The organism is Paludibacterium sp., assembly GCF_019232825.1.
Taxonomy (GTDB): domain Bacteria; phylum Pseudomonadota; class Gammaproteobacteria; order Burkholderiales; family Chromobacteriaceae; genus Paludibacterium.
In genome coordinates, this window is the sequence record NZ_JAFAND010000035.1 from 146897 (window position 1) to 166868 (window position 19972).

Below are 19972 nucleotides of genomic sequence, written 5' to 3' on the forward strand. Positions count from 1 at the left end.
GGCTTTTTGTTGCAACTGGTGGAGGCGGCGGGAATCGAACCCGCGTCCGAAAGCCCTCTGCAGTGAGTTCTACATACTTAGCCGTGTCGTTTGAGTTTAACCTCTCCCCCGCCGACGGGCAGGCTGGTTTGAGGCGAGTTACCTAAGTTTAACCCCGGATCAAGTAACCCGAACCAAGGCGAGCTGATGTAGAGTGACTCTGCGGGAGTTGCCTCCACGGCCCATCAGCGAGCCGCTGCAGAGTCCGGCCTTAGGCGGCCAGAGCGTAAACGTTGTCGTTTGCGGTTATTACAGTTTCAGCGTTTTACGGGGTAACTGAAATCCCGGTATGCCCTCATCCGCTTTGCAACCCTCGTCGAAACCAGGTCGCCCCCAGATGTGGTCAGCCAGTATAACACCGTGCCCACGCCATCGTCCACAAAGGTTAAAGCGACATGCGCGTATAAAAGTGCCGCCATCCGGCAAAAAGCTAGAGGCAGATCAACACGCCGCCGTTCACCGACGCCACATAATGACGCATCATTACCCTGCAGAGCATTATCATGCACACCACCGTCAGCGCCGCCATCGATGCCGAAGTCAAGGCACAGGCTGTTCGCGTGCTACAGCGCGAAGGCCTGACCTTGTCGCAAGCTATTCGCGCCTTATTGGGCTACATAGCCCGCGAGGGAAAACTGCCGGACGACGTGCCGTTTTTCGGCAGCGGCAGCCTGCCCTCGACCGCCGAAGCGGATGAATCCGCTCTGCCGACGTATGCCAGCTTCAACGAGCTGATGCGCGCGATCACCGGCGAGCTGTAACGTCACAGCAGCTGCCTCAGCCCGGCGTACCCCACCGACAACCCCACCAGCACGATCAGCGCGCCGGAGAAATACGGCGCCTTGCGCGCAAACTCGCCCGCGCCGCGCCAACGATCGGACAAATGCTTCAGACTCAACGCCGCCAGCACACCGGTGGCGACCATGGTCAACGCCAGACCGATACTGAAGCACAACACCAGCGTGGCGCCGAGCGCCACTTTCTTTAATTGCAGGCACAGCAGCAGCACGGTAATCGATGCCGGACAAGGCACGAGGCCGCCCGTGAGACCAAACAGCACGATCTGGCCAGTGCTTGCCTCCCGGTTGGCGAAGCGGCGGCGGATGTCCTCCGCATGAGCACGCTCATGCGCATCCTGCGCGTGGCCCACGATCCGTTCGAATGTGGCCAAAGCGTCTTGCGCCGTCACCGAACGATACTTGCCCACCCCCGCGTGCCGCGCCGGTTGCGTATGACGGTGCGAATGGCGCCCATGATCATGCGGGTGAGGATGCGCATGCGGGTGGTCATGCCCATGGCCATGCTGCTCGCGCCAGGTGCGCCATAGCATCCAACCGGCAACCAGCAGGATCATGGCCGCCGACAGCACTTGGAAATACGGCTCACTGGCCTCGGTAGCCCAGCGCCCGCCGAACCGCAACCCCAGCATCGCCACCAGCCACACCACGGCGGTATGCGACAGCGTGGCGGACAACCCAAGCAAAATGGCCTGGCCAACCGTGCCGCGGATCGCGACGATGAACGCCGCCATCATGGTTTTGGAATGCCCCGGCTCCAAGCCGTGCAACGCGCCGAGCAGAATGGCGCTCGGCACGAAAAGCCAAGCATTGCCACCGAGAAGCATCTGAGAAAAGTTCAACATACCGGTTTCCGGTCTGGAAGGATGACGTGCTTTCAGTATACTCCCCACCAGTATAAAAATACTACCCCCCTGTATCGATGTGCTATGCTGGCCGCACGCACCGCCAAGGAAAATTCATGTCGCACACCATACGCGATCAAGCGAAATTGCTAGCGCGGGTCCGCCGCCTGAGCGGCCAGACCGCCGCGCTGGAAAAACAGCTGACCAACGGCACCGAATGCAGCGCCGTGCTACAGCAGATCGCCGCCATCCGCGGCGCGGTCAACGGTTTGATGGCCGCCGTGATCGAAGGGCATTTGAGCGTTCATCTCGTGGACCAGCCTGACGAAGCGCAGCGGCAAAAAGACCTGGAGGTCGTGCTGCAGGTCATCAAATCGTACCTGAAATAGCAACGCCGCCCTCTTGGCAGTCGCGCACAACCCGCTGATTCCGTTATACTTCCGCCCCACGCCGTCATCGCAGGATGTTTCCATGAGTTTGTTGCCGCATCAGGTCGAATTGCTAGCCCCCGCCAAAACCGTTGAAATCGCCCGCGAAGCGATCCTGCATGGCGCAGATGCCGTGTACATCGGCGGACCGAGCTTTGGCGCGCGGCACAACGCTTGCAACAGCGTTGCCGACATCGCCGAACTCACGCGTTTTGCTCACTTTTACCATGCGCGCGTTTTCGTCACGCTCAACACCATTTTGCACGACGCCGAGCTGGACGCGGCGCGGCGTCTGGTCTGGCAACTGTACGACGCCGGCGTCGACGCGCTGATCATCCAAGACATGGGCATCCTGGAGATGGACCTGCCGCCGATCGAGCTGCACGCCTCGACGCAATGCGACATTCGCGATACCGACAAGGCGCTTTTCCTATCCGACGCGGGCTTCTCGCAACTGGTGCTGGCGCGGGAACTGTCGATCGCGCAAATACGCGCCATCGCCGAGCGGCTCGCCGGTGGCGCCACACTCGAATATTTCATCCACGGCGCGTTGTGCGTGGCGTTCTCCGGCCAGTGCTATATCAGCCATGCCGAGACCGGCCGCAGCGCCAACCGGGGCGATTGTTCGCAGGCCTGCCGCCTGCCCTATACGCTGACCGACCAAAAGGGCGGCGTGGTGGCATTCGACAAGCACCTGCTGTCGATGAAGGACAACAACCAGAGCGCGAATTTGGAAGCGCTTCTGGACGCCGGCGTACGCTCGTTGAAAATCGAAGGCCGTTACAAGGACGCGAGCTACGTCAAGAACATTACCGCCCATTACCGGCTGCTGCTGGACGCGCTGTTCGAACGCCGGCCGGAGCTTGCACCGGCATCGAGCGGCACGAGCGAGATCTTTTTCACGCCAAACCCAGACAAAACCTTTCATCGCGGCGGCACCGACTATTTCGCCACCGGCCGCCAACCGGATATCGGCGCGTTCGATTCGCCCAAGTTTGTCGGCGTGACGCTTGGCCACGCGCATCAAGTCGGACCGGACTGGCTGGAAATCGCCACGGCCGAGACGATGAGCAACGGCGACGGCATCAATTACCTGAAGAAGCGCGAAGTGATCGGCATGCAGCTGAACACCGTCAAGCAGGCCGGGCACGACGCCGAGGGCGTGCCGTTGTGGCGCGGCCAGCCGAACGACCCCGCGCTGCTGGCCGGTTTGAAGCCTGGCATGGAGATCTGCCGCAACCGCGACCATGCCTGGGAGCTGGCGCTATTGAAACCGTCGGCCGAACGGCGCGTCGGCGTATGGGTCGCGCTATCGGAGAGCGAGGACGGCCTCGTGCTGACGCTCACCGATACCGACGGTTGCTGCGCCACCGCCAAGCTGTCGACCGCGTTGACCGCCGCCAAGGACCCGGAACGCGCGCGACAGGGTTTGATCGACGCGCTGGGCAAGTTGGGCAACACCCGTTTTATCGCCCACGACATTCGGCTCGACCTGCGCGAGCCCTGGTTCGTGCCGGCATCGGCCATCAACGGACTGCGGCGCCAAGCGGTGGAAAACCTGGAAGCGGCGCGGCTTGCCGCTTGGCAGCGCCCCACGCGCAAAGCGGCCGTTGCGCCACCGCCCCGCTACCCCGCCACCACGCTGAGCTATCTGGCCAACATCTACAACGAATTGGCTTGGCGGTTTTACCGCCGCCATGGTGTCGACGTGGCCGAACCGGCCTACGAGGCGCACCAGGAGCCGGGCGAGGTCAGCCTGATGATCACCAAGCACTGCCTACGTTTCAGCTTCAATCTGTGTCCGAAGCAAGCCAAAGGGGTCAAGGGGGTCATGGGGCAAGTGCGCGCCGATCCGCTCATTCTCAAATCGGGCAGCGAGACCTATACGTTGACATTCGACTGCCGCCCATGCGAGATGCACGTGATGGGCAAGATGAAAAAACACATTCTCAAATCGCCACCGCCGAGCGACATCCCGGCGACGGCGCCGATCACTTTTTTCAAAACACGCCCGTAAGCCCGCATCAACATGGGTTGACGCTTTGCTCCACCCGTTCCGCCACGGCCAATAGCCGCGCCTCCTGCCCTGGCGCCGCCACCAGCATCAGACTGGGCGGCAGGCCGCTGACCGGATCGGCAAACGACCAGGCCGGCACGGCAATGGCGGGCAGATCCGCGTAGTTGCACAAAGCGAGCGGGCTGATTTGCCGGTTAAGCCCGGGGCGCAGCGTGCGGCGGTTCATCTCGCCATGCGGCGGCGCCAGCCACCCCATAGTCGGCAACAGTAAGATCCCGTCGTGCCCCAGCATGTCGCGGTAGAGTTCGCGCACGGTCTGAAAACGGCCAACCAGCCGCGCTGCGTGCGCGGCGCTGCGCGGGATGGCAAAACGCCCGAGCGTCGCGCCATACAGCAGCCAGACGAACAGTCCATGGTCGATGCCGGGGCGGCCGGTCAATTGGCGCCATGCCTCCGCCAGCAGATGAAACGGGCGCCCGCCGCTCTCCAGCGCCTCATACCAGTCGGCCTGCATGTCGTGCAAAATCATCGGCGCGATCAAATCCTGCAAACTGGCGACCTCGTCGAAACACTGTCCCTCGCTTTGCATGCCAGCCACCGTCAGCGCCTTGCGTGCCGCGGCCAATGCCTGGTCGATGCACGGTGACAGCGTCTGCAACGGAAAGCCCTCCGCCCGAATCAGGCGCAGCCCCTCAAGGGAAGGCACCGTTGGCAAGGCCGTCTGCGCCAGCACCTGATACACCAGCCGTGCATCCCGCACAGAACGCGTGATCGGGCCAATGGCGAGCCAACTGTCGGTAAACCCATCGATCTGCGGCCAGCTGTGCTGCTTGGGCACGGCACTGGACGAAGGCTTGAAACCGACGACTCCGCAGCAGGCGGCGGGAATACGGATCGAGCCTAAGATATCGGAGCCGATGCCAAAGGCCACCGCGCCCGACGCGACCAGCGCGGCATCTCCCCCCGAGGAACCGCCGGCGGTCCGTTCCGGCGCGAGCGGATTGCGCGTGACACCGTGGCGAGGGCTGGTCGTTTCGGCCGTCATGGCAAACTCGGGCACATTGCCGCGCGCGACGATCACCGCGCCCGCCGCTTTGAGCCGCGTCACCACCGGCGAATCCCGCGTCGGCACCCATGGGCGCATATAGTTCGATCCGGCATACACCGGCTGGCCGGCCATGCCGATGGTTTCCTTTAGCGAACAAGGCAGACCGGTCAGCGGCCCGGACGACACCGCCTCCCATTGGCGCATGGCGTCTTCGCGCAAGATATGGCTCGCGGCATGAAGCTGAGGCTGCAGCGCGTTGAGACGTGCCAAATGGAGCTGGAGCAGCTGCTCGGCATGGCTTTCGCCCTGCGCCAGCTGGAGCAGCATCGTGGTGGCATCGGCCAATTCGCGCGGACGCGCTCCGGGCACGGTCATCTCCATGGCAACCAATCACCGTATTTATTATCACATTGGCATAACTAGCGCTAGCAATTGCCATCGATGCCGCGCCTACTTCGGTCGGCAGGAGCCATGCCATCGTTGTGAAACTATCACGCAAGATAATGCCAAATGGTGATGAAGTCCACCATGTAACAACACTTTAAATAATATGTTTTTAATGTAAGGTGTTCATTATGGACATTTTTTCAGATGACGATTTCAATAGATATTTACATGTCATTTCACCGACAGCGTGATATAACTAACAAGAACGAGCGTTGGACCAACCGATCATAGAGCCCCTCCCACGAGGCCCGCATGAAACCAACATTGATGCTTGATTTGCAGGAGGCCATTGCGCTCTCCCGGTTTTGGACAGAATACGAACCATCCGATAAGGCCGGAGAGCAGCAACGAGCCGTATCCTGCATCCTGCTTGCCTATATCGACGTTCTAGAGCAGGAGATCGGCCGTCTGAACGCGCTGCAGCCCGCACAAAGCACTGCGGCGCAGTGCCCCACCGAACCGGACGAGCGAGCGCCGAACACGCCATGACATGATGCTCACGACCTAACGCTCTGTTATGATGACAGGGAAAAAGGCGGGTATCTCCATGAAAAATCCACGGACACTGCTGGCCGCACTATCGACGGTGCTTCTGTTTGGCTGCGATGCCTCAGGCAGCACCACCGAGCAAGACCAACAACAGGACGTCACCGACGCCACGTACTTCAAGGCGCTGGCCACACGCCAATCGCTCACCTGCCCGCTTCCCAAGGGAATGCGCGCCTTCAAGCCCATCAGTCACATCAAGCCGGACGACTTGAAAACGCAAACCCTGGCGCGGGAATACGTCGAGCTGAAACGGCGCGAGACCCAAGTTTCCTGGCAATCGGCGGCGCAGTATTTCAATCAGGATCAGTACGCGGCGGAAAATTGGCTGGCGCGCATGCAAAGCTTGACCGCCACCCTGGACGACGGCTTGCAGACTTACCGCAAGAACAACTACAACTTCGCCACACCGTTGGATGAGTACGCCCTGTCGCTGGCAGACCAATACCGCAATGCCTGTAAACAATACATTCAGGCCAACAGCGAATGGGTGGGCAAGGACCAGGCATTGCAAAAGCTGCGCCAAGAGAAGCCGCAGCCTTGGCTCGCACCGGACCGGCCGTTGACCTGTTCGATGTTGGCGGGCAAGAACTGCTACGACGATTGAACGCAACACGGGCGCCCTTAGGGCCTGTCTGCAAGCGACAACGCGATGCGCCGGCGGATACCGGCCCCGAAGGGCTGACCTGGTAAACGGCCATCTGCGTCGTTGGGCGGCTTGGCCTTAGAATGACTAAGGCCTGCGCCCCCCGCCTAGCATCTGGCCATTTACCAGGCCAGCGCAGTTCACAAATAGTTTGCAGACAGGCCCCAGGCGCCCGTGTCGATACAGCCAGTCACACCGCTCAGCGCGCGCGCTCGGCGGTCGATTCGGCAATCCGCACGATCACGGCCACCGCCTTTTCCATGCCTTGCAAGGTCACGAACTCATGTTTGCCGTGGAAGTTGTAGCCTCCGGTAAACAAGTTCGGACACGGCAAACCACGGAACGACAGCTGCGCGCCGTCGGTGCCGCCACGAATCGGGCACATCTCCGGCTCGACGCCCACGTCCACCATCGATTGACGCGCAATCTCGACAACGTGAGGGAATTTCGCCACTTCGTCACGCATATTGAAGTACGAGTCCTTCAACGTCACCTCGATGCGGCAATCGCTCGGCAGACCCGCCTGCACCTCGCGCGCGATCTCCTGGATGCGCGCCTTGCGCGCCGCGAAGCTATCGCGGTCGAAATCACGGATGATGTAATTCATCTCCGCCTGCTCAACGGTGCCATTGAGCGAGATCAGATGATAGAAGCCCTGATAGCCCTCGGTCCGCTCCGGCGTTTCCTCTGCAGGCAGCTTTTGATGAATGCGCGTCGCCAGCGTCATCGCGTTGACCATCACATCCTTGGCACTGCCCGGATGCACATTGTTGCCATAGATCTTGATGTTGGCCGAAGCGGCATTGAAGTTCTCCGCCTCCAGCTCGCCGACGCCGCCGCCATCAACGGTATATGCCCACTCAGCCGCAAAGGTCTCGACGTCGAAATGCTGCGCGCCTTTGCCGATTTCCTCGTCCGGGGTAAAGGCGAAACGGATCGAACCGTGCGGACGATTTTGCTCGCGCAGACGCAGCATGGCGGTGATGATTTCGGTAATGCCGGCCTTGTCGTCCGACCCCAGCAACGTCGTGCCGTCGGTGGTGATCAAGGTATGGCCGATCAACTTGTTCAACATCGGGAAACGTGCCGGCGACAGCACTTCGCCGCTCGTGCCCAGCACGACATCGCCACCACGATAGTTCTCAACCACCTGCGGCTTGACGCCCTTGCCGCTGGCGTCGGGCGACGTATCCAGGTGGGCGATGAAGCCGATAACCGGCACGGGCCAATTGACATTGGAAGGCAGCGTGGCCATCACGCAGCCCTTTTCGTTGAGCGTAACCTCTTCGAATCCCAGTTCGGTCAGCTCCTTGAACAAACCGCGCGCCAAATTCAGCTGGCCATCGGTGCTGGGTACGCGATCCGCCTTGGGATCGGATTGGGTATCGACAGATACGTAGCGGAAGAACCGTTCGAGAATATTGTCCATTTTGTCCTCAATAAGAGCGTTTCCAAGCATTGTGCATGCTTCATGAGGCACAAATTTTGCGGTATATCAGAAAGCGGGCAATCACCGCCCGCTTATGAAATATAAAGCTTATTGCCGGTCAAAGGCCGTCTAGACTTAGAACCGGCAGCGATCCACTTGCCTATGCTGCACAGACAGGGTACGCCATTACGTGTATATTACTCACTCCTTTTGAGGCAGCGACCAAACAATGCGCAAGTGGCTGATAGTCATACCCTTTTTATTTCAAACAGCCTTTGCGGCCCCCACGCTAACCCTCCTGACCGAATCGTACCAGCCCTTCAACGGCATGGGCGCCGACGGCAAGATCACCGGCATCTCCACCCGCATCGTCGAGCTATTGATGCAAAAGGCGGGGCTTGGCTACACCATCACCGTTGAACCTTGGATACGCGCCATCACCGAGGCGCGCACCAGCGAAAACCATTGCGTGTTTTCCATGTCGCGCACACCGGAACGCGAAGCGTCATATCAGTGGATCGGTCCACTGGTCTTCAACGACTGGGTGCTGTTCGCCAAAGCGCCCGCCGGCCGGCTCGATCGTCTCGAGCAGATCGGCCTGCGCCCGATCGGCACCTACCAAGGCGATGCCATCGTCAGTTATCTGAGCGCCAAAGGTTACAACGTGGATGCCACATCGAAAGACGATCTCAATCCGCGCAAGCTACTCAGCGGCCACATCGCTTTCTGGGCGACGGGACAGTTGATCGGCGAGTATATTCTGCGCCAGCAAGGGCTGCAGAATCAGATCCAACCGGTGCTGGTCTTCAATCGCACCGAGATGTATCTGGCTTGCCATCCACGCACGCCTAAGGCGCTCGTGACGCGCCTGAACAATTTGCTCGACAACCTGCGCGAGTCAGGAGAAATCGCCCGGGTATACCAACAAGCCGGCTATGCGCCTTAAACCCCGCCTGCCTAGCAAGGACAAGCATCGATGACAGCGAGAACGCCATGACCCTCACACCCCGCCACGAGCCCGTCGAACTGGCCAAATGCTATCGCCTGCTCAACCATGGCCCGGTCACCATCGTGACCAGCGCGCATCAAGGCGAACGCAACATCATGGCCGCCGCCTGGGCAATGCCGCTCGATTTCGATCCACCCAAGGTTGCGGTCGTGATCGACCGCAACACATGGAGCCGCGGACTGATCGAAGCATCGGGCCGGTTTGCGCTCAATATCCCGACCAGAGCCATCGCAAGCCAAGTTCTCGCAGTCGGATCGCACTCCGGCCGCGACGGCGACAAATACGCCGCCCTCGGGCTCGACACCTTCCTCGGCGACAGCGATCTACCGTTATTGTCCGGCTGCGCCGCCTGGCTTGAATGCCGCGTACTGCCGGAAACGGCGATGCAGCAGCGCTACGATCTGTTTCTGGCCGAAGTCACCGCCGCTTGGGCGGACCCCGCTTTGTACAGCGAAGGCCGCTGGCACTTTCCCTCACAGGAAAGCCGCACGCTGCACTACATCGCCGGCGGCGCCTTCTTCGCCACCGGCGAATCGTTCGAGGTTTAGGGCCTGGCATATTAATTGCTGAGTCAACGGTTAGGACAACAACCCTTAACCCGCGCTCATGCCATGAATACGACGCTTTCGGTTGCCATGGCCGCATATGGCGGCAGTTCGGCCCCCTTAAGTACGACAGAGATTGCCGCCACGACGGCAAAACCTGCCACGGCCGCCGACACCGCAACGACCGGCGGCCAGCAAGACGAGCACGTCACCCTCTCCGCTCAGGCGGTCGCGCTCTCACAGGGCCAACCTGCGACGGCGACCGTCTCGGCGGCGACGCCGCAGCTGCAATTCCCCGACGCCACGCTCATGGCCCAACTGCGTGCCGCCGGCATTCCATCCCAACCCGCCTTCATGTTGGAGGTCGATCCAGCGACCCATGCGGTCAGCGTGCTTGGCGCGCGGCCCGATGCCGGTCGCATCGCCGAGATCATCAACACCAGCGCCTGACGGCCACGCCCTACCCGCACATTACCGCCTGATCGGCATTCCGGCCGACCTCAGCCCTTTTTTCCCTTAGCGGATCGGTCTTCCGCTGCAAACTACGAACCTATCGCATGGACCTAACGGAGGTCATTCACTCCCATAGGGGATTTCACCATGCCGATTTATCGCAGCTTGCCGCTCCTCCTCGCCGTCTGCTTGGGGCTGCCGGCCCATTCCGCCACCTTCCCGCACCAGGACGTCAACCCTCAAGATTGCTCTGAAGCTGCGCAAGCCAAACGGCGCGCCGATTGGTCAGCGGCATTGCACAAGCAGGACACCGCGTCGGGCTCGCGGTTACTCAAAGAGTCGGTCAACTGCTTTTACGCCGCCACATCAACGGATCAATAAAAGGGGAATTCCCATGAAGCCTCATTCCCGCTTTTTCCCAGCGTTGGCACTGCTCGCTGGCCTCAGTCTGCCAGCGCAGGCATCGATCTTTGACCGTGCCGCGCCGCCGTTTAATTGCTCGTCCAAATCACTCGCGATTTCCCAGCACCTTATTCAGGCGGGGACGGAAGATGAGGAGGGTGAGACCGAGCTATGGAAGCATCTGTTGGGTTGCTCTGCACGCGCCGCGCAGGCCAACGCAAAATATCAGGCACATGGATCGCCAAGCGAACACGAATAGACGAAAGGTTCACGATGCGCACAACGCTTCATTACACCCTCATCTTGCCGCTACTCGCCTCACTGAGTTTGCCGGCGTTAGCTCATGATCGCGACATCAACAGCACAGCCTTGCCTTGCTCCGAGACATGGAAGGTGCAGATTAGCCGTGCGGCACAAAAAGCCATGGAGGAAGGACGGTTCAACGAAATCAGCTCCCACGTCTCGAAACTCCGTCTTTGCGCCCGGCGAGCGCAGGAGATGCAACATCATACCCAGTAACTAAGAATCGCCCATGCCGTGCCTGCGGCATGGGCGATTTTTGTCATGGTGACCCTGGCCGCACCCTGTTACACTCTCCGTCTTTCCTTTTTGCAACGCCGGATCGCGGCTTGACCGGCCAGCCAGACACTAACGCAAGAAGTTGATTCGTATGAACAATTCACTACGTTTACTCACCGCGCTATTGTGCGGCGCATGGCTGGCGCAAAGCGTCGGCGCCGGACGACCGCTCCCCGAGCTCCTCGGCGACCCGGCGCAATGGCGCCAACTCGACTGGGCGCAAGCGGCGAGCTCGACGGTATGGCAGGACCACGGTTGGCTCAGCTATCTAGGCAAACAGAGCGGCAATCTCTCACACGATCGCATTCAGGCGTTCCGGCTCGATGGCATCGACTGGCAAGCCACGCTGGACACCCACACGGACAATGGCGCCCCCGTAGCGCAACTCACTGTCTACTCGCCCGGGGAGGATGGTCAGCTCGACCACTGCAGCAACCTCTACGATTGGGCGCAGCATCACTTCGGGCCGCCTGCCGCGGCAGTAGACGGCAGCTACCATATCGCCGGCAATGACGGCACGCCGGTGCATGGTTTTATCGACCGGCACTACCAATGGGATGTGGGTACAACGCGCATCATCGAGGACTGCCAAGGACAAAGCACCGGCAGCGACAACATCGTCTATGCCGCGAGCTCGCTCCGCTTCATGCCGCTGGCGGCGGGCAACGCCGTCCACCCGCTCATCAGCGCCAAATGCTCCCGTTCGCTGCGGCTCACCGACTCCGGCGATATCCCGCTAAAAATGTCTGATATCGTGTTTGTCATCGACGAAAACAACGGCTCGATCCGCCGCCCCGACCTGGTGCCGATCCGCGTGCACAATGTCCAAGTCGGACCGCAACAGATCGGCTTCAGCCTGACACTGGATCAATCGACCAATGACTACCATATCGACCTGCCATCCGGTCAACTGAGCGCCAACATGTCGATTTCCGGTATCCGCGCCGGCCAAGTCTCCGGCCAATGCCGGTTGACCCCGCTATCCGCCGTGAAGTGACCGCGAACAACAAACGGCCCGGTATCCGCCGGGCCATTTGAACTCACCGCGAGTCCGCCACCAGATTCGCCGTTGGCGCCCGGCGCCGTGCATGCAAATCAGGCAGCAAGGCCGTCAGTAACCCCAACAGCGGCAAGAACGCGCACACCTTATAGACGAAAAAGATGCTGGTATGATCGGCCAGCGTCCCCAACGCCGCAGCGCCAAGACCGCCCATGCCGAAGGCAAAGCCGAAGAACAAGCCGGAAATGGCGCCCACCTTGCCCGGGACCAGTTCCTGCGCATAAATCAGAATCGCGGAGAAGGCGGAAGCCAGCACCAGACCGATCACCACGGACAGGATTTCGGTACCCATCAAGCCGACATACGGCATCAGCAGCGTAAACGGCGCCACCCCCAGAATCGACCCCCAGATCACCCGTTTACGTCCGATGCGGTCGCCGACCGGACCACCGATCAACGTGCCGGCGGCAACGGCGAACAGGAACAGGAACAAATGCATCTGCGCCGACTGTACGCTGAGATGGAATTTGCTGATCAAGTAAAACGTGTAGTAGCTGGTCAGACTCGCCAAATAGAAATATTTGGAGAAAATCAGCATCGCCAGAATAAATAGCGACCACAGCACGCGCACGCGCGACAAGCCGTTATCGGGTCGCGCCACCGCCGGTTTCTTGGCCTGTGCGCGCTGATGATGGCGATACCAGTTGCCGACGGCGGTCAGCACCAGCATGCCGACCAGCGCCGCCGCGCCGAACCACGCCACGCTCCCCTGCCCGCGCGGCAAAATGATCCAAGCCGCCAGCAACGGGCCGAGCGACGTGCCTAGATTGCCGCCGACTTGGAACACCGACTGCGCCAAGCCATGCCGGCCGCCGGACGCCATGCGCGCCACACGCGACGATTCCGGATGGAAGATCGACGACCCCATGCCCACCATGGCCGAGGCCAGCAACAGGGAAGGCATGCTGTCCGCCTTCGACAACAGCAACAGGCCGCCCAGCGTGCACGCCATGCCGACCGCCAGCGAATACGGCTGCGGACGCTTGTCCGTGTAAAGGCCGACCACCGGCTGAAGCAGCGAGGCGGTGATTTGGTAAGTCAACGTAATCAGGCCGATCTGCGCGAAGCTGAGATGATGCTCGACCTTGAGCATCGGATAGAGGGCGAAGATCAGCGACTGCATCATGTCGTTGAGCAAATGGGAAAAACTGATGGCAACCAAAATCGCCATCACGGTGCCGCCTGCGGCTTTGCCGGCCGGAGAGGCGGCCAGCGTCTGGATCTTGTTGGTCATGATTCACCGTGGGCAAGGGTAATGAAATACGTTCTCATTTTATGATGTCGCAGCAAATAAATCCGGCCAACCAATATCGCCAATCAGACAACGCCACAAATAAAATGCCGGCCCTTGAGGCCGGCTTCAGCGTGCTGACAAACCCTTCTCCGCGAAGCGGAGGCTCCCTTGCAAGGCAAGGGCGGGGGGATTGGGACTCGATGGACAGGCTGCGAAATCAGTAAGCTGCAACTGAGGCCCGGCTTTGCCGGGCCCTCCGATACCGTTACAAACCACTAAATCAACAGCCTGAAAGCCGGCCCTTGAGGCCGGCTTCAGCGTGCTAGCAAATCGCCAACGCGTGCTTAGCGCGATTTGACGAACGGAATACCGATGGCTTTCGGCGCCACGGCGCGGCCGACGAAACCCGCCAGCAGCAGTACCGTCAGCACGTACGGAATCACCTGGATAAACTGCGACGGGATCTCGCCGATGATCGGCAGCGGCACGCCTTCCAAGCGGATCTGCACCGAGTCGGCAAAGGCGAACAGCAGGCAGCCCAGCATGGCGTAAGCAGGCCGCCATTTGCCGAAGATCAGCGCCGCCAACGCCAAGAAGCCCTTGCCGGCGGTCATTTCCTTGATGAACGAGCCCGTCTGATAGACCGACAGGAACGTGCCCGCCATGCCGCACAGCATGCCATTGCACAGCAATGCCAAGTAGCGGACACGCGCAACCGAGATACCGGCGGTATCGGCGGCATGCGGGTTTTCTCCCACGGCGCGCAGGCGCAGGCCAAACCGGCTGCGATACACGACCCAGGTCACCACCGGCAAGACCACCAGGAAGGTCAGATAGACCAGGATGCAATGACCGGACAGGATGCCGCTGTAGATCGGGCCGACGACCGGCACGCGGGAGATCGAATCGGCGAACGGCAGGGTAATGTCTTGAAAGCGGGCCACATCGTCGAGCTGCGGCGAGTTGCCGCCTTGCTGGAACCAGGCAAGCCCCAGTACCGGCGTGATGCCGGAAGCGATGGTGTTGACCGCCATGCCGGAGATCAATTGGTTGCCGTTATAGGTCACCGACACCAGCGCATGCATCATCGACAGCAAGATGGCGGCGAACATGCCGGCCATCAGGCCAAGCCAGGGATTGCCGGTGACGTAGGCCGCCGCCGCGCTGGCGAACGCCGAGGTCAGCATTTTGCCTTCCAGACCGATGTCCACCACGCCGGAGCGCTCGGAAAACAGGCCGGCCAGCGATGCCAATACCAGCGGCGTGGAGACGCGGATGGTCGAACCGAGAAGACTGATCCACTGTTCCATGTCATTTCCCTCGCTTGAAGAACATAGCCAGAATCGGCTCAAACAGGTTTTCCAGACCACCGCAGAACAGGATCACCAGACCTTCGATCAGCAAAACCATTTCGCGGGTGATCATCGGCTTGGCGAACGACAGATCGAGCCCGCCTTGGGTCAATGCGCCGAACAGCAGCGCCGACAGGAAAATGCCGACCGGATGGTTGCGTCCCATCAGCGCCACGGCCACGCCGACGAAGCCGATGCCGTTGGTAAACAGCACGTTCATACGGTGGGTCGAGCCCAATAGTTCGTTGACCGCCGACAGGCCGGCCAGCGCGCCGGAGGCGCACATGGCCAAGACGATGATCTTGGTCACGTTCATGCCGGCGTAGCGCGCGGCATGCTCGTTGGTGCCCACGGTGCGCAGCTCGTAACCCCAACGGCTATGCCAAACCACCAGATAGAACGCGACGCAAGCGATCAGCGCCAGGAAGAACGAACCGTTGAGCGGCGTATTCGGGATATGGATGCCGATACCGGCCAGGATATCCTGCATCGCCGGCATCCACGCGTTCTGGCCGAACTCGCGGGTGGTGGGGTTTTGCGAGCCCGGCTCGATCAATTGGTGACCGATCAAGTACAGCATCAACGAATACGAGATGAAGTTGAACATGATGGTGGTCACGACGATGTGACTGCCCCGCTTGGCTTGCAGCCAGGCCGGAATATAGGCCCAGGCGGCGCCGAACGCCATGGCGGCGATCAGGCACAGCGGCATCAGCACCCAGAACGGCAGCACCTTGTCGAACGCGAACACGGTCAGGGTGATGCCAAGGCCAGCCAGATACGCCTGCCCCTCGCCGCCGATGTTGAACAGGCCGGCGTGGAACGCCGCCGCCACCGCAAGACCGGTAAAGATGAAGTCCGTCGTGTAGAACAGCGTGTAACCGATGCCCTCGCCATAGCCGAAAGCGCCGTGAATCAGCAGTTTCAAGCACTCGAGCGGATTTTCGCCGATAAGCCAGGTCACGAGCCCCGTGACCAAAAGCGCCGCAAAAATGTTAAGCGCGGGCAGAATCGTCAGCTGCGCCCAACGCGGCAAAGTGGATGGTTGACCGAACTTCAATGCTTGTCTCCTCCGCCCATCAGCAGGCCAAGTGCCGGAGCGGTTGCTTCCTGGCCGGCCATTTCACCGGTAATCTGACCGCCCGCCATCACGAGGATGCGGTCGGACAGCGACATGATTTCTTCCAATTCGACCGACACCAGCAACACCGCCTTGCCGGCATCGCGCAATTCGATCAGGCGTTTGTGAATGAACTCGATGGCGCCGATGTCGACCCCGCGGGTCGGTTGACCGACGAGCAACAGATCGGGATTGGCGTAGATTTCGCGCGCCAGCACCACCTTCTGCTGATTGCCGCCCGACAGCAGACCCACGCGCAGCATGGGATTGTCGGGACGAATGTCGAACTGTTTGATCAGCGTATTCATCCGCGCCACCAACGCCTTGCGGCTATAGAACGGCCCCTTGCAGACAGAACGGTCGCACTGATAGCCCAAGATGGCGTTTTCGTAGTTGGAGAAAGCTTTGACGAGCCCTTCGCGCGAACGGTCCTCCGGCACGTGGGCGATGCCGAGCCGGCGCAATACCGCCGCCTTCGGCTGACGATATTTGAGCGTGCCGAGGTTCTGGCCCTTATAGACGATCTCGCCCGAGGTCGGCTGCACCATGCCCGCCAGCACCTCGAGCAATTCCGATTGACCGTTGCCGGCCACCCCGGCAATGCCGACGATCTCGCCGGCGCGCACATGCAGATTGATGTCCTTCAACAGACGGACACCACGGCGGTCGGTCAGATTCAGGTCCTTGACCGACAGCACCACCTCGCCCGGCTCGCGCTGCGCCTTGTCGACTTGCAGATTGACCTTGCGGCCCACCATCAGGTCGGCGAGCGCGGCGCGATCGACGTCGCAGGTACGCACGTTGCCAACCATCTGGCCGCCGCGCATCACGCTGACATTGTCGGTAGCTTCCAGCACCTCGCGCAGCTTGTGGGTGATGAGAATAACCGTCTTGCCCTGCTCTTTGAGCGTACGCAGAATGCGGAACAGGTGGTCGGCCTCCTGCGGGGTCAGCACGGCGGTCGGCTCGTCCAGGATCAGCACGTCGGCGCCGCGATACAGCGCCTTGAGGATTTCCACCCGCTGCTGCAGACCGACGCCCAGTTTGCCGACGATGGCATCCGGGTCGACCTCCAGACCGTACTCCCGGTTGAGCTCTTTAAGATGGGCGCGCGCTTCCTGAATCCCACGCTTGAGCACGAGACCGCCTTCGGCGCCCAGAATGATGTTTTCCAACACTGTGAAGGTATCGACCAGCATGAAGTGCTGGTGCACCATGCCGATACCGAGGCGGATCGCCTCCTGGCTGTTGCGGATATGCGCATCCTTGCCATTGACGCGGATGGTGCCGGTATCCGCCTGATAGTACCCGTAGAGGATACTCATCAGGGTAGACTTCCCCGCTCCGTTCTCGCCGATAATGCCATGGATCGAGCCCTTGGCGACCTTCATGTCGATATCGCGGTTAGCCGCGACGGCGCCAAAACTCTTGCAGATGCCGATCAACTCGATGGCTAAGTCGGTCATTCTTGTATTCCCTGAATGCTGATTGCCCTGTGATTTTCCCGCACAAATCAAACGGCCACGCCACCAAGGGCAGGCGTGGCCGTTTCGGGATCACTGCGTTCCCGTGATGCTACGGACTTATTGTACCGGGCAGCTGTTGTTGGCGCGGTAGTCAACGACCTTGATCTTGCCAGAAATGATGGCGGCACGCGCGGTCTTGATGCGCTTCTCCATATCCGGCGTGATCAGCGGGCGGTTGTTGGCGTCCAGCGCCCAGTCGATGCCGTTTTCCTTCAGACCCAGCACTTCGATACCCGGCTTCCAGGTATTGTTCTTGGCGTCCATGAAGGTGTTGTGCACGGCGATGTCGACGCGCTTGACCATGGAGGTCAGCACGGAACCCGGATGCAGATAGTTTTGGTTGCTGTCGACGCCGATCGAGTACTTGCCGGCAGCCTTGGCGGATTGCAGCACGCCGAGGCCGGTGCCGCCGGCGGCAGCGAAGACGACGTCGACGCCACGGTCGAACTGGCTCTTAGCCAATTCGGTGCCGCGAGCCGGGTCATTGAAGGCGGACGGGGTGGTGCCAGTCATGTTTTGGATGACCTTGTCGTCCTTGTTGACGTACTTAACGCCTTGCACATAGCCGCAGGCGAAGGCGCGGATCAGCGGTACGTCCATGCCGCCGATGAAACCGACGGTATTGGTCTTGGACTTCATGGCGGCGGCCATGCCGACCAGGAAGGAGCCTTCCTGTTCCTTAAACAGAATGCTCTTGACGTTCGGACCCTTGGCGACCGAGTCGATGATCACGAAACGCGTCTTGGGGAATTCCTTGGCAACGGTTTCGACAGCCTGCGTGTAGGAGAAGCCCACAGCGACGATCGGATCCATATTCTTGCGAGCCATGTCGCGCAGCACTTGCTCTTTTTGCGCGTCGGAGGAAATTTGCGCGTCACGGTAAGCGACGCCGGTTTCCTTCTTGAACTGCTCTGCACCCTTGTACGCGGCCTCGTTGAAGCTCTTGTCGAATTTACCGGCCTGGTCGTATACGACGGCGGGAGCGAAGGCGGCAAAGGCGGAGGACGCCATCATCGCCGCGGCAACGGCAAGGCTCACACGTTTCAGTTCGATTTTCATCTTTATCAACTCGCATCGTTGGTGATAGGAAATGTGCGCCAAGCCTGGATTGGCTTGACCGGCACACTCTCAAAAAGAGCAAGCCCGAAGCATGCGTCACCTCGAGCCAGGGTCAGGTGTTTTCGGCCTCCATGCCAACGGCATGTCACCGCATCGACCCCAGACGACACCGCGTTAGAGAGCGGAACCCGGGACGATGCCACTAAAGCATCAGCACATTCTGAGGGCCGAAATTGTAGTTTCCCACAGGAAACCTGTAAACACTGAGCAGCTTATCAGTATCTGCTGTCAGGGTGTTTACTGTCGCAACTCAAGAACTATAGGCCATCGTCCAACGTTGCCGTATTCTCTTCCGATGAAGATATCTGCGCAACATTGGCAATGTATTTTGCTTAGGCAAAAGGAGATTTATTTGACGCGGATCAGTCAGCTTATGACGATGGAATTGATAAATTAGCTTTTAATGAAGATACCTATGCAGGATACACGAAAGACATGGCATTTCCGTTACAATCTGGGCCGTTTGATTGAAGAAAAACACCCATGCTGAGCTACCGCCACGCCTTTCATGCCGGAAACCACGCCGATGTGTTGAAGCACGCCATTGAAGTGCTGCTTTTGCAACACTTGGGCCAAAAGGACGCGCCTTACTGGTACATCGACACCCATGCCGGCGCCGGCTTGTACGCCTTGGACGAAGGCTACGCCAGCCAAAACGCAGAGTTCGCCGCCGGCATTGCCCGGCTGTGGCAGCGGGACGATCTGCCGCCGGCGCTGCGGCCGTACTTGGAGGTCGTCGAGGGCTTCAACCCCGATGGCCGGCTGACGCGCTACCCCGGTTCCCCGCTCGTGGCCGACCGCGTGATGGCGCAAAGCGGCAAACTGCGCCTATTCGAGCTGCACCCCAGCGACCACCGCCTGCTGCAAGACAACTTCGCCGGGCGCCACCGCCGCTGCCTGATCCAACAGACCGATGGCTTCGAGGGCATCAAGGCCATCCTGCCGCCACCGCCTCGGCGCGCCCTGGTGTTGATCGACCCGCCATACGAAGACAAGCAGGACTATCTGCGCGTGCCGGTGGCGCTGGCGGAAGGATTGAAACGTTTTGCCACCGGCGTGTATGCCGTTTGGTATCCGCTGTTGCAGCGCGCCGAGATGCGCGCCCTGCCCGACGCGTTGAAAAAGCTGCCGGTCAAACGCTGGCTCGACGTCACGCTCACCGTGCGTAGACCGTCGGCGGACGGCTTTGGCATGCACGGCAGCGGCATGTTCATCATCAACCCGCCGTGGACCCTGGCCGAAACGCTGACCGAGACGCTGCCCTGGCTGACCGAGGCGTTGGCGCTTGACGCCGGCGCCACGCACACGCTCCGTTATCAGGGGGACTAGGG

At 60.5% G+C, this 19972-nt stretch carries 20 protein-coding genes and 1 other RNA gene; 12 read left to right on the plus strand and 9 right to left on the minus strand.

Going from position 1 to position 19972, the window contains the following annotated elements:
• Positions 1-16: 16 nt before the first annotated feature.
• Positions 17-374, minus strand: a transfer-messenger RNA (tmRNA) gene (ssrA, locus tag JOZ06_RS03880).
• 168 nt (positions 375-542) lie between these two features.
• Here ssrA and JOZ06_RS03885 point away from each other — a divergent pair.
• Complete coding sequence (locus JOZ06_RS03885; RefSeq protein WP_293228876.1) at positions 543-800, plus strand: type II toxin-antitoxin system RelB/DinJ family antitoxin; 258 nt, start codon at positions 543-545, stop codon at positions 798-800.
• A 2-nt stretch (positions 801-802) separates the two neighbouring features.
• Here JOZ06_RS03885 and JOZ06_RS03890 read toward each other — a convergent pair whose 3' ends face one another.
• Positions 803-1681 (minus strand): nickel/cobalt efflux transporter, encoded by an 879-nt coding sequence (locus JOZ06_RS03890; RefSeq protein WP_293228879.1) that lies wholly within the window; start codon positions 1679-1681, stop codon positions 803-805.
• 116 nt (positions 1682-1797) lie between these two features.
• Here JOZ06_RS03890 and JOZ06_RS03895 point away from each other — a divergent pair, with 116 nt between their 5' ends.
• Positions 1798-2070: a metal/formaldehyde-sensitive transcriptional repressor gene (locus tag JOZ06_RS03895; RefSeq protein ID WP_293228882.1), complete on the plus strand. Its 273-nt coding sequence runs from the start codon at positions 1798-1800 to the stop codon at positions 2068-2070.
• 82 nt (positions 2071-2152) lie between these two features.
• Complete coding sequence (locus tag JOZ06_RS03900; RefSeq protein WP_293228884.1) at positions 2153-4126, plus strand: U32 family peptidase; 1974 nt, start codon at positions 2153-2155, stop codon at positions 4124-4126.
• Between the two features lie 7 nt (positions 4127-4133).
• Here the strand turns inward: JOZ06_RS03900 and JOZ06_RS03905 are convergent, their stop codons facing one another.
• Positions 4134-5543 carry an amidase gene (locus JOZ06_RS03905; RefSeq protein ID WP_293228886.1) on the minus strand — a complete coding sequence of 470 codons (1410 nt, stop codon included), beginning with the start codon at positions 5541-5543 and terminating at the stop codon, positions 4134-4136.
• Between the two features lie 330 nt (positions 5544-5873).
• Between JOZ06_RS03905 and JOZ06_RS03910 the strand changes: the two genes are divergently transcribed.
• Positions 5874-6110, plus strand: a complete 237-nt coding sequence (locus JOZ06_RS03910; RefSeq protein WP_293228888.1) for a hypothetical protein — start codon at positions 5874-5876, stop codon at positions 6108-6110.
• Between the two features lie 58 nt (positions 6111-6168).
• Positions 6169-6774: a hypothetical protein gene (locus tag JOZ06_RS03915; protein ID WP_293228890.1), complete on the plus strand. Its 606-nt coding sequence runs from the start codon at positions 6169-6171 to the stop codon at positions 6772-6774.
• Positions 6775-7012: 238 nt separating this feature from the next.
• On the opposite strand, the gene pepT is transcribed toward JOZ06_RS03915, so the two are convergent.
• A complete protein-coding gene (pepT, locus tag JOZ06_RS03920) occupies positions 7013-8242 on the minus strand; it encodes a peptidase T (RefSeq protein ID WP_293228892.1) in 1230 nt (409 codons plus the stop codon).
• A gap of 229 nt (positions 8243-8471) precedes the next feature.
• On the opposite strand from pepT, the gene JOZ06_RS03925 reads away from it, so the two are divergent.
• The 6 genes from JOZ06_RS03925 (at position 8472) to JOZ06_RS03950 (ending at position 12227) form a co-directional block, all read left to right on the plus strand.
• On the plus strand, positions 8472-9188 hold the full coding sequence (locus tag JOZ06_RS03925; RefSeq protein ID WP_293228894.1) for a transporter substrate-binding domain-containing protein: 717 nt from the start codon (positions 8472-8474) through the stop codon (positions 9186-9188).
• Between the two features lie 47 nt (positions 9189-9235).
• The gene (locus tag JOZ06_RS03930; RefSeq protein ID WP_293228896.1) at positions 9236-9799 is read left to right on the plus strand and encodes a flavin reductase family protein; all 564 of its coding nucleotides are present in this window, start codon (positions 9236-9238) and stop codon (positions 9797-9799) included.
• A 63-nt stretch (positions 9800-9862) separates the two neighbouring features.
• Positions 9863-10246, plus strand: a complete 384-nt coding sequence (locus JOZ06_RS03935; protein ID WP_293228898.1) for a hypothetical protein — start codon at positions 9863-9865, stop codon at positions 10244-10246.
• 150 nt (positions 10247-10396) lie between these two features.
• On the plus strand, positions 10397-10630 hold the full coding sequence (locus tag JOZ06_RS03940; RefSeq protein WP_293228900.1) for a hypothetical protein: 234 nt from the start codon (positions 10397-10399) through the stop codon (positions 10628-10630).
• Between the two features lie 13 nt (positions 10631-10643).
• Complete coding sequence (locus JOZ06_RS03945; RefSeq protein WP_293228902.1) at positions 10644-10910, plus strand: hypothetical protein; 267 nt, start codon at positions 10644-10646, stop codon at positions 10908-10910.
• Between the two features lie 411 nt (positions 10911-11321).
• On the plus strand, positions 11322-12227 hold the full coding sequence (locus tag JOZ06_RS03950; RefSeq protein WP_293228903.1) for a hypothetical protein: 906 nt from the start codon (positions 11322-11324) through the stop codon (positions 12225-12227).
• Between the two features lie 43 nt (positions 12228-12270).
• Here JOZ06_RS03950 and JOZ06_RS03955 read toward each other — a convergent pair whose 3' ends face one another.
• The 5 genes from JOZ06_RS03955 to JOZ06_RS03975 form a co-directional block, all read right to left on the minus strand.
• Entirely contained in the window at positions 12271-13524 is a 1254-nt protein-coding gene (locus JOZ06_RS03955; RefSeq protein WP_293228905.1) for an MFS transporter, read from the minus strand.
• Between the two features lie 344 nt (positions 13525-13868).
• Positions 13869-14834, minus strand: a complete 966-nt coding sequence (locus JOZ06_RS03960; RefSeq protein WP_293228907.1) for an ABC transporter permease — start codon at positions 14832-14834, stop codon at positions 13869-13871.
• Between the two features lies 1 nt (position 14835).
• A complete protein-coding gene (locus JOZ06_RS03965; protein WP_293228909.1) occupies positions 14836-15936 on the minus strand; it encodes an ABC transporter permease in 1101 nt (366 codons plus the stop codon).
• Positions 15933-17462 carry an ABC transporter ATP-binding protein gene (locus tag JOZ06_RS03970; RefSeq protein WP_293228911.1) on the minus strand — a complete coding sequence of 510 codons (1530 nt, stop codon included), beginning with the start codon at positions 17460-17462 and terminating at the stop codon, positions 15933-15935. Before JOZ06_RS03970 ends, JOZ06_RS03965 begins: the two co-directional genes overlap by 4 nt.
• A gap of 117 nt (positions 17463-17579) precedes the next feature.
• On the minus strand, positions 17580-18581 hold the full coding sequence (locus JOZ06_RS03975; RefSeq protein ID WP_293228913.1) for a BMP family ABC transporter substrate-binding protein: 1002 nt from the start codon (positions 18579-18581) through the stop codon (positions 17580-17582).
• Positions 18582-19124: 543 nt separating this feature from the next.
• Here JOZ06_RS03975 and rlmJ point away from each other — a divergent pair.
• Entirely contained in the window at positions 19125-19970 is an 846-nt protein-coding gene (gene rlmJ, locus JOZ06_RS03980; RefSeq protein ID WP_293228915.1) for a 23S rRNA (adenine(2030)-N(6))-methyltransferase RlmJ, read from the plus strand.
• Positions 19971-19972: the final 2 nt, after the last annotated feature.

Bases quoted from the DNA above. Each gene is read 5' to 3' on its own strand.
- JOZ06_RS03935 (WP_293228898.1), top strand. From the start codon at position 9,863: ATGAATACGACGCTTTCGGTTGCCATGGCCGCATATGGCGGCAGTTCG.
- rlmJ (WP_293228915.1), top strand. From the start codon at position 19,125: ATGCTGAGCTACCGCCACGCCTTTCATGCCGGAAACCACGCCGATGTG.
- JOZ06_RS03950 (WP_293228903.1), top strand. From the start codon at position 11,322: ATGAACAATTCACTACGTTTACTCACCGCGCTATTGTGCGGCGCATGG.
- JOZ06_RS03925 (WP_293228894.1), top strand. From the start codon at position 8,472: ATGCGCAAGTGGCTGATAGTCATACCCTTTTTATTTCAAACAGCCTTT.
- JOZ06_RS03895 (WP_293228882.1), top strand. From the start codon at position 1,798: ATGTCGCACACCATACGCGATCAAGCGAAATTGCTAGCGCGGGTCCGC.
- JOZ06_RS03975 (WP_293228913.1), bottom strand. From the start codon at position 18,581: ATGAAAATCGAACTGAAACGTGTGAGCCTTGCCGTTGCCGCGGCGATG.
- JOZ06_RS03900 (WP_293228884.1), top strand. From the start codon at position 2,153: ATGAGTTTGTTGCCGCATCAGGTCGAATTGCTAGCCCCCGCCAAAACC.
- JOZ06_RS03960 (WP_293228907.1), bottom strand. From the start codon at position 14,834: ATGGAACAGTGGATCAGTCTTCTCGGTTCGACCATCCGCGTCTCCACG.
- JOZ06_RS03930 (WP_293228896.1), top strand. From the start codon at position 9,236: ATGACCCTCACACCCCGCCACGAGCCCGTCGAACTGGCCAAATGCTAT.
- JOZ06_RS03915 (WP_293228890.1), top strand. From the start codon at position 6,169: ATGAAAAATCCACGGACACTGCTGGCCGCACTATCGACGGTGCTTCTG.
- JOZ06_RS03945 (WP_293228902.1), top strand. From the start codon at position 10,644: ATGAAGCCTCATTCCCGCTTTTTCCCAGCGTTGGCACTGCTCGCTGGC.
- JOZ06_RS03890 (WP_293228879.1), bottom strand. From the start codon at position 1,681: ATGTTGAACTTTTCTCAGATGCTTCTCGGTGGCAATGCTTGGCTTTTC.
- JOZ06_RS03910 (WP_293228888.1), top strand. From the start codon at position 5,874: ATGAAACCAACATTGATGCTTGATTTGCAGGAGGCCATTGCGCTCTCC.
- JOZ06_RS03970 (WP_293228911.1), bottom strand. From the start codon at position 17,462: ATGACCGACTTAGCCATCGAGTTGATCGGCATCTGCAAGAGTTTTGGC.
- pepT (WP_293228892.1), bottom strand. From the start codon at position 8,242: ATGGACAATATTCTCGAACGGTTCTTCCGCTACGTATCTGTCGATACC.
- JOZ06_RS03885 (WP_293228876.1), top strand. From the start codon at position 543: ATGCACACCACCGTCAGCGCCGCCATCGATGCCGAAGTCAAGGCACAG.
- JOZ06_RS03955 (WP_293228905.1), bottom strand. From the start codon at position 13,524: ATGACCAACAAGATCCAGACGCTGGCCGCCTCTCCGGCCGGCAAAGCC.
- JOZ06_RS03940 (WP_293228900.1), top strand. From the start codon at position 10,397: ATGCCGATTTATCGCAGCTTGCCGCTCCTCCTCGCCGTCTGCTTGGGG.